Raw genomic sequence first — 8,099 nt, 5'->3', positions numbered from 1 at the left:
CATTATCCTTCGGATTCCTGGATGCTGCCGGCGTCCGGCAGCATGTAGGAGCACAGATCGATTGTGCCGCGCGTGGCGAAGATAGGTCCGTCGAACCCTTCGCGCACCAGCTTGGGCAGCAGCCCGCAATGGTCGATATGCGCGTGCGTCAACAGCACCGCGTCGATGTCGGCAGGACGGAATGGGAAGGCGCCGTAGTTCAGCTCCTTCAGCGTTTTCTGACCCTGGAACAGTCCGCAATCGACCAGTATGCGCCGGCCTTCAGTCTCGTACAGATAGCAGGAGCCGGTGACGGTGCGCGCGGCGCCGCAGAACCGCAATGAAACGCTCATGCGTGGGTCTCCTGGGGCGATTGTTTGACTTCTTCGGCGAGTGCTTCGACGAACAGATCGTCGAGCACGATGCTGTTGGTGAAATGCGGGACGGTGTGGGTGGAGCGGATACTCCGCAAACCGGCGAAGGCCAGTTCGTTCAGCATGGAGTTTGGAAACAGCGCGTGGGTGATGACGGCATCGACAGATGTCGCGCCGGCGGCGCGCAGCGCCTTCGTACAGGCGATCAGCGTGCCGCCCGAGGAAACGATGTCGTCGACCAACAGCGTCGGGCGGCCGGCGATCAGCGAAGGATCGTCGAAGCTGATCGCGACAGAACGATCACCGCGGCGGATCTTTTGCGCGACGGTTGAGCGTCGATCGATCAGCTTCGCCAGCGCATCCACCCATTGCTGCGACTCGGCGTCGGGACCGACCATGAGGGTGTCGGGATCGAGACTGTCACGGCGAAGCACAGCGGCGATGGCCGGCATCGCCGACAGATCGTCGGCGACGATGCCGGGAAACACCTCGCTCAGAGTAGCGGTGCGATGCAGATGAGCATCGACGGTGATGACGCGGTCAACCAGCGAGGCGAGGAAATTTCCAACCGCCTTCTGGCTGATCGCCTCGCCCGGATGAAACGCCGTGTCCTGGCGCATGTAGCAGAGATAGGGCGCCAGCAGCACCAGCCGGGTGCAGCCGTCACGGCGCAGCGCTTCTGCCGCCAACAGGATGGTGATCAGCTTGTCGTTCGGCTGATCCAGCGGCACATAGAGGATCGCGGTTGCGGTCGTCGGTCCGACCATGACGGAGATCTCGCCGTCGGGAAAACGATGCTGCTTGATCTCGTGCGCCGGCACGCCGAGCCGCGCGGCGAGGCGGGTGGCATCGTCCGCGGCCGACGCCAGATGATGCAGCGCTGCGCTCACGACACCAGCTCCACGTCGACAGGCGTGTGGTGATTGATCGAAAAGCCCGACTCCACCTGCGCGGCAGCCAGCGCCAGATCGAATTCGGAGCGGTCGCTGGCGAAGATCCGGTAGATCGGCTCGCCCTGTTCGACGCGGTCACCGATCTTCTTGAACAGATCGATGCCGGCGCCCTTGGCGACCGGCGCGCCGGCGCTGCGGGCGAGGCGATTGATGCGCAGGCAGTCGATGGCGTTGACGATACCGTCGGCCGGCGCCAGCACGTCGGCGGCGAGGCTGCCGATTTCCGATGGGCAAGGTGAGGGCCCTTGCGCGTCGATGATCTGTTGCATTTTCTTCAGCGCCGCGCCGCTATCGAGTAGCTCCTTGGCACGTGCATAGCCGGTGCCGCCGCGCAAATTGGGATCGTATTCGAGCAGATGCGCGGCGAGCCGCAGCGACTTTTCGCGCAAATCGGCGGGCGCGCCCGGCTCGCTGCCGAGCACCGCCATCACGTCGCGCGCTTCCAGAACCGGGCCGATGCCGCGACCGATCGGCTGGCGGCCGTCGGTGGTGACGACTTCAACCGCGATGCCGTAGTGATCGCCGACGAATTCGAACAGTTTCCGCAGCCGCATCGCCTCGGCGGCGTTCGCCACCTTGGCACTGGGCCCGACAGGGAAGTCGATCAGCAGCCGGGTCGAACCGGCAGCGAGCTTCTTCGACATGATCGAGGCCACCATCTGCTCGGGCGTGTCGAGGCTGAGCGGACGCTCGACCGAGATTAAAATGTCGTCGGCCGGCGACAGATTGACGTGGCCGCCCCAGACGAGACAGCCGCCGCAGGTGTTGACGACCTCTTTCATCTGTTCGACATCGAGATCGACCCGCGCCAGCAGTTCCATCGTATCTGCGGTCCCGGCCGGCGACGTGATCGCGCGCGACGAGGTCTTGGGGATCAGCAGCCCGTGCGCCGCGACGATCGGCACCACCACCATGGTGGTGCGGTTACCCGGAATGCCACCGATGCAATGCTTGTCGGCGACGATCGGATTCTTCCATTTGAGTTGCGTGCCGACCGACGCCATGGCGCCGACCAACGCCAGAAGTTCCTCTGTCGAAGTGAAGCGCGCCGAGCTGATCAGGAACGCCGCGATCTCCATGTCGGAGTAGCGGAAGTGCGCGAGATCATCGACGATGGCGTTGATCTCCGCCGCGTTCAGCGTGCGGCCCTGGATTTTGGCGCGGACCGCGTCGAGGCTGGCTGGGGACCGCGCCGGCGTCACCGTCACCGCGCTGCCGACCGGCTCGCCGAAGCGGCGAAACGCCGGTTCGGATAGGCCGAGTTCGTCCGGCCCGATCACCGCATCGTCGTCGGTGATCATCAGCGTCGCCAGCAGCACCTTGCCGTTGATGCGCAGCTCGACCCGGCTGAAGCCGCGAAACACTTCGGCCCGCAGTGCCCGCGACCGCCGCGAAATCACCGCGACGTTTTCGCGGCCGGTGTCGAGGCTGATGCGGCGGATGGTGAGCGGCGGGCGGGTGAGATCGGGAGTAGTCACGGCGGCGGGACTCCGCGGCGGCGAGGCGCCGACGCTTGGCACGCCGAATGTGTCGCGTCCGACGTGAAGCCGGAGGCTAGGAGCTTGCGCGGCTCCTCCGATTGACCGGCGTCAATCTCCGATGCGGCCTCGGGCCGCAGCTCAGGAGGCCGCGCGGGCGAACTGCTTGCGCAGCAGAGCCATCGGCGTATTCGGCTCGCGTACCAGGCGGAAGCCGAGATGGATCGGCGGCAGGCCTGCCGAACAGCCGCCGGCCTTGGCGTCGCGGATGAAGTCGGTGACGTAGGCGCGGTGCTGGCCCTCGGCGATCCGCACGCCGCAGTTCGAGGTGTGGTTCAGCGCGCGGCCGTCATCGCCGAGCGCGGTGCGGACGAAGCATGTCGAGGTCCATTCCCAGACGTTGCCGGCGAGATCGAGCAGGCCGCGCTCGTTGGCGCCAAAGCCGCCGAAGCCGCGCAGTGCGGCCGCCGCGCGGTCGATCTCGGACTCGCGTACGTAACGCGCGATCCAGCGCACCGACGGATCGGTGCTGTCGGTGGACAGACCATCGTCCTTGAACCGGCTCGCCGCCGCGTAGGCCCATTCGGCGTCGGTCGGTAGCCGATAGATGACGCCGGTCTTGGCCGAAAGCCACTCCGCATAGGCCGAAGCGTCGTGCCATGATACTTCGATGGCGGGCCGGTCGGCACGGATCGCGGTGCCGGCCGTCATCGCCCGGCAGGCGCCATCGTCGACGCAGAGTTGATAGTCGGCGGCGCTGACCTGATGCAGCATGATGGCTACCGGCCGATCGAACCGCAGCGCCCCCTTCGGGGCCTCGACCTGCCGGCCGCCGCGGGTGAATTCGCCCGACAGCCGATAGCTGATCGCGCCCGGCGCGATCTCGACGATCGCCTGCTGCGCATCCAGCGCCCGGTCGCCGCCGCGATCGATCACCAGCGGTGCGACTGCCAAAGGCGTGGCGAACCCGGCGAGGGCGGCGACGGCGATTTTGAGTTTGAGGGCGAGCAGCATGGGAGTTCAGGAGGTTCGGAGGGATGTTACTCGTTCGGAAATGACCTCACCCCGTCATTGCGAGCGTAGCGAAGCAATCTAGCTAGGTGCACGGAGCTGGATTGCTTCGTCGGCTTCGCCTCCTCGCAATGACGGAGGAGAGGGGGTGCTTAGTTCGACGGCGCGTTCGGGATCGGGCCCGGGGCGCTGACTTGCTTCATCAGGTCGTCGTTCCAGGTGCCGTCGACCTTGAAGTGCGCGGTGGCGCCGAGTTCGACTGCTTCGATCAGGTTGTGGTTGACGTAGGCGTAGACGCCGGGCTGCTTGAAGGTGTAGAGCGCAGCCCCCGCCGAACCTCCGCGGATGAACCAAGTCTCGAGATTGGTCTCCGGCGGGTTGGAGAACTTGCCCGTCTCCCAGACGTAATCGCCGTGGCCGCCGATCAGATGCGGGCGGGTGTCGCGGTTGGCCTGCGAATGCACGATCAGCACGGTCTCGCCGACCTTCGCGGTCATCGCGTTCTTGCCGGTGAGGGCGCCGACACGGCCGTTGAACACTTCGTGCGTCGGGATCAGCTTGCGCATCACCTCGACCGTGTCTGTGTAGGATTCGGCCGGCGAGCCGTAGGTCTTGTATTTGCCGCTTTCGTCCTTCGGCACATACATGTCCTGTTCGCCGATGTAGTAGACGCGGTCGTAGTGCAGCGGTTTGCCGTCACGATCCTTCAGGCCTTCGCGCGGCAGCACCATGATGGCGCCGTTCATGCCGGAGACGACGTGCCAGGGGATCATGTTGCCGCCCGGAGCGCAGTGATAGACGAAGACGCCGGTGCGGTCGGCTTTGAACCGCAGCACCACCTGTTCGCCGGGGTTGATCAGCGTCAGCGCGCCGCCGCCGAGCGCGCCGGTCGAGGCGTGGAAGTCGATATTGTGCGGCATTGTGTTGCTGGCCGGATTGACCAGCGTCAGCTCGACGTAGTCGTTCTGGTGAACCACCATCAGCGGGCCCGGCATCGAGCCGTTGAAAGTCATGGCCTGAAACTTGGTGCCGTCGTCGTCGATCACGACTTCCTTTTCCTGGATCACCATCTTGAATTCGATGACCTTGGGGCCTTCCTTGGTGGCTTGCTGATGCGCGTGCACGAACGGCGGAGCGACCAGGTCGATCTTCTGCCGCGGCAGCTTGCCGATGTCGTCGGCAGCAGCGGCGAACGCCGGCGCAGTGAGCACCAGGGAGGTGAGGGCGGCGCCGAGGAGCGTTTCTCTGCGGGTCATCATGGTGATTAGTCCTACGGTGGTGGTTGGCTTGAAGTTGCCGCCACCATGATCGCAGCGCCGAAATCGAATTTGTCCCAGCACAAGTTCCAGGCTGAATACCTCCTCCGGGATTTTCCGGAGCGGAACAGTCCCAGGCCGGCAAAAACGTTCGTGAGCTTGTCATGCGACAAAGATCGATCGGGTCTGCGCGATCACCTTTTCGGCTCGAGGAGAATCCGATGCCGATTGACCGTTATGTGCTGGTCGAGGACGTGATGCGCGACTATCCGGCGACGATCCGGGTGTTTCTGGATTTTCGGCTCGGCTGCGTCGGCTGCGCGATCGCATCTTTCCACACGCTCGAGGACACCTGCCGTGAACACGGTATCGCCGAGGCGCCGTTCCTGACGGCGCTCCGCGAGGCCGCCGCGCGCGGGAGCGATCAGGAGCTGGTGTCGTCCGGCGCCTGCTCGGCCAGCACCACGAGCTGATGCGGCTCGCGCAGGATGATCTTCTGCCGGCCGCTCTCGATCAGCCCCTTCTGCTCCCAGCCGCTGAGCAGGCGGCTGACCGTATGCAGCGTCGTCCCGGTCATCTGCGCGATGTCCTGGCGGCTGATCGGAAAATCGATGGCGACGCCGCTCTCGACCTTGCGGCCGGCCTGCTTGGCGAGCCGCAGCAGCGCATGGGCAATCCGCTGCTCGACCTGCTGGGTCGACATTTCGACCACGCGGGTGTGGGTTTCCTGCAGCCGCGTGCCGACGGTGCGTAGCGTATTGGTCGCGAGCGCCGGATAGCGCTCGACCAGCCGCGGCCACGCCGCGGACAGCCACGCCAGCACGATCGAGTCGTCGACCGCGGTCGCTGTGGCCGGATAGCGAGCCAGCCCGATCGCCATCGCAACGCCCAGCGTCTCGCCGGGAGCGACGTAGCGCACCACGATCTGCTCGCCCGTCGGCGTCACCTTGCTGGCGCGGACATGGCCGTGCAGCAGCACGAAGAAGGAATGCGCCTCTTCGCCCTGCTCGAACACGGCCGTGTTCTTCGCCACCCGGATCGACCGCGCCTCCTGCAGAATGCCGTCGAGTTCGTCGGCATCGAAGCCGGCGAACAGCGGCAGCTTGGCCACGAGTGAGATGTCGATAGTCGCCATGGGGAGCTCGGGTGGAACAGAGATGCCAATTGAACCAGGATTGTTCGATTGCGCTTGATATCGGTCAAGCAGCCGGTATGTGTGGCATGTAGGGCGGATAAGCGAAGCGTCATCCGCCGTGCAGCGCCTCGGCGGATGACGCCTTCGGCTTATCCGCCCTTGTAATAGCGAAATCGATTATCGTCGGGTGTTCCGAAAGGAATGCTCTGCCGCGGATGGCCATCCGCGGCAGAGCGGCTGGCGATCGGATCGTATCCGCCCTGAGCCGCTCTTGGCTGCCCCGTAGCTTGATCGCGCCAGCACCTTCATCGGACCCGGATGGTTGCCGGAACAAGTTGGTTCGCTTCACAAGGCAGGGGTCGACGAAGATGACGAAGACTAACACAGGGACGGCCGGCATCGATACGGCCAAGGATAAGCTCGACGTAGCCGTTCATGGCCGAGAGCAGCGATGGCGGGTTGCGAATGCTGCGGCGGGATGGCGGCGATTGGCCGTCGATCTGACCGAGGCCGGCGTCACCAAAGTTGGTATCGAAGCCACTGGCGGCTACGAACGCGGCGTGGTCAGGCATTTGCGGGCCGAAGGCTTCGTCGTCCTGGTGCTGCAGCCGATCCAGGTCAAGAACTTCGCCCGGTTGCATCTACGTCGCGCCAAGAACGACGCCCTGGATGCCGTGCTGATCGCTGCCTGCACGGCGCTGCTGGAGCCTCGGTCGATCGAAGCGGACGAAAGACTGACGGATCTGGCGGATCACCTGACGTTCGTCGAGCAGATCGAAGAAGACATCGCCCGGCTCAAGACCCGGCTCGAACATATCGACGAGCCACGGCGGCGGCGGCTGGTCCTGGGTGACATCGATCGGCTGAAGGCGCGACGGCTCGCCGAGCTCGCAAGAATTGCCGGCCAATTGCGCCAACATGCCGATCTGGCGCAGCGTCTCGATCTCGTGCTCAGCGTCCCCGGCATCGGTGAGCGGACGGCACTGGCACTGATCATCCGCATGCCCGAACTCGGCCAAATCAGCCGAGAAAAGGCCGCGGCTCTCGCCGGCCTGGCGCCGTTCGACGATGAAAGCGGCAAGCACAAGGGAGAGCGCCATATCGGCGGCGGCCGAGCCCGCTTACGGCGCTCGCTGTTCGCCGCAGCGCTGCCGGCCTCCTTCCGCTGGAACAAGGCCCTGTGCGCTTTTTACGCCCATCACAGAGCTCGAGGCCATGCACACAACTACGTCCTCGTCGCCTGTGCTCGCAAGCTTCTCATCTACGCCAACACCGTCGTCCAGCGCGGCTCCCCATGGGTGGAAAACCCTATCGCGCTTTAATGGTTGCTACGGCTCTCGCTCCCCGAATGTCCCTGTCTCCACTCGATCCCCCGCCCAGTCGATTGGATAGATGCCGGCTCTAACGTCGCGATGGAACGATGAGTAAGGCCAGTCCTGAACTCTTGTCACCAGCCCATGTTTCACCGGGTTGATGTTGCAATAGTCGATGTGCCGCGCATAGTCCTCGTCGTCGCGGATCAGGTGCTCCCAGAAACGGCGTTGCCAGACACCTCGCTCGCGGCGTGCTTGCCTGACTGGATCAAGCGGCTCGGTGAATGGCAGCGCCTTGGTAAAATGCTTCTTGATCGCCCGCCATCGGGACGAGAAGTCAGCGTCGCGCTCAGGCAGCGTCCAAACGGCATGAAGATGGTCGGGTAGTACGACCATGGCGTCGATGTGAAATGGACGTGCCTCCCGCGTCGTGCGGATTGCTTGACGCAGAAGCTCGATGTGATCAATCAGCAGTCGGCGACGACGATCGTGCAGGTTGACGGTGAAGAACCAGCAGCCTCCCGCAACCCGTGCGCGACGATAATTCGGCATCCGATCACCGTAGGGCGGATAAGCGAAGGCGTCATCCGCCACTCGGCA

The 8,099-nt window shown here is 64.6% G+C and carries 8 protein-coding genes and 1 pseudogene; 2 read left to right on the top strand and 7 right to left on the bottom strand.

Features of this window, described 5'->3' with window-relative positions; genetic code table 11:
- Positions 1 to 8: 8 nt before the first annotated feature.
- The 5 genes and pseudogenes from I5M_RS16950 to nirK form a co-directional block, all read right to left on the bottom strand.
- Positions 9 to 332 (bottom strand): annotated as a pseudogene (locus tag I5M_RS16950) (MBL fold metallo-hydrolase); the annotation flags it as partial.
- The gene (locus I5M_RS16945) at positions 329 to 1,243 is read right to left on the bottom strand and encodes a ribose-phosphate pyrophosphokinase (RefSeq protein ID WP_022722478.1); all 915 of its coding nucleotides are present in this window, start codon (positions 1,241 to 1,243) and stop codon (positions 329 to 331) included. The pseudogene I5M_RS16950 and the gene I5M_RS16945, both read right to left, overlap by 4 nt.
- Complete coding sequence (locus I5M_RS16940; protein ID WP_031336740.1) at positions 1,240 to 2,784, bottom strand: thymidine phosphorylase family protein; 1,545 nt, start codon at positions 2,782 to 2,784, stop codon at positions 1,240 to 1,242. The genes I5M_RS16945 and I5M_RS16940 overlap by 4 nt, the downstream gene beginning before the upstream one ends.
- 141 nt (positions 2,785 to 2,925) lie before the next feature.
- Positions 2,926 to 3,798, bottom strand: a complete 873-nt coding sequence (locus tag I5M_RS16935; protein ID WP_022722476.1) for an SUMF1/EgtB/PvdO family nonheme iron enzyme — start codon at positions 3,796 to 3,798, stop codon at positions 2,926 to 2,928.
- A gap of 149 nt (positions 3,799 to 3,947) precedes the next feature.
- Positions 3,948 to 5,054: a copper-containing nitrite reductase gene (gene nirK, locus I5M_RS16930; RefSeq protein ID WP_022722475.1), complete on the bottom strand. Its 1,107-nt coding sequence runs from the start codon at positions 5,052 to 5,054 to the stop codon at positions 3,948 to 3,950.
- Between the two features lie 218 nt (positions 5,055 to 5,272).
- Between nirK and I5M_RS16925 the strand changes: the two genes are divergently transcribed.
- Positions 5,273 to 5,524: a DUF1858 domain-containing protein gene (locus I5M_RS16925; protein WP_022722474.1), complete on the top strand. Its 252-nt coding sequence runs from the start codon at positions 5,273 to 5,275 to the stop codon at positions 5,522 to 5,524.
- On the opposite strand, the gene I5M_RS16920 is transcribed toward I5M_RS16925, so the two are convergent.
- The gene (locus tag I5M_RS16920; protein ID WP_022722473.1) at positions 5,476 to 6,186 is read right to left on the bottom strand and encodes a Crp/Fnr family transcriptional regulator; all 711 of its coding nucleotides are present in this window, start codon (positions 6,184 to 6,186) and stop codon (positions 5,476 to 5,478) included. The genes I5M_RS16925 and I5M_RS16920 overlap by 49 nt on opposite strands.
- Positions 6,187 to 6,401: 215 nt before the next feature.
- Between I5M_RS16920 and I5M_RS16915 the strand changes: the two genes are divergently transcribed.
- The gene (locus tag I5M_RS16915; protein ID WP_244431945.1) at positions 6,402 to 7,508 is read left to right on the top strand and encodes an IS110 family transposase; all 1,107 of its coding nucleotides are present in this window, start codon (positions 6,402 to 6,404) and stop codon (positions 7,506 to 7,508) included.
- A gap of 6 nt (positions 7,509 to 7,514) precedes the next feature.
- Here I5M_RS16915 and I5M_RS16910 read toward each other — a convergent pair whose 3' ends face one another.
- Positions 7,515 to 8,051, bottom strand: coding sequence for a transposase (locus I5M_RS16910; protein WP_031336737.1), 537 nt, complete (start codon positions 8,049 to 8,051; stop codon positions 7,515 to 7,517).
- Positions 8,052 to 8,099 lie beyond the last annotated feature (48 nt).

The sequence above is a fragment of the Rhodopseudomonas sp. B29 genome (genome assembly GCF_000333455.1).
In the GTDB taxonomy this organism is placed as follows: Bacteria; Pseudomonadota; Alphaproteobacteria; order Rhizobiales; family Xanthobacteraceae; genus Rhodopseudomonas.
The sequence above is the reverse complement of the archived record's forward strand: the minus strand, read 5'-3'. Positions and strand labels throughout refer to the sequence as shown.